Raw genomic sequence first — 279 nt, forward strand, 5'->3', positions numbered from 1 at the left:
AAAATAGATGGTTACATCTGCATATTGAGTCAAGTACTCCAATGTATAGGTCGAGCATGGGGCACAACAGACATGCATGAGAATGTTCGGTCGAAGCCCCGCTTCCTGCCACGTGCTTGCCATTTTTTGAAACACTTTATCATAGTTAACCTTTTGATTCGGTGATAGAGTCGATAAAATCTCTTCAACTTTAATCATACAAACCTCCAAATATACATTCATTATACTATATTTGAAGCCTACTGCATAGATAGTAATAACGAGGGAGAGCGCTTGATA

The 279-nt window shown here is 38.7% G+C and carries 1 protein-coding gene; it reads right to left on the reverse strand.

Annotation, left to right across the window (positions count from 1 at the left end):
• Positions 1-198 (reverse strand): epoxyqueuosine reductase QueH (locus C1G53_RS12425; protein ID WP_192873140.1); only part of this gene is annotated, 198 nt, incomplete at its 3' end.
• Between the last annotated feature and the right edge of the window lie 81 nt (positions 199-279).

This window comes from Streptococcus suis (assembly GCF_002960445.1).
GTDB lineage: Bacteria > Bacillota > Bacilli > Lactobacillales > Streptococcaceae > Streptococcus > Streptococcus hyiners.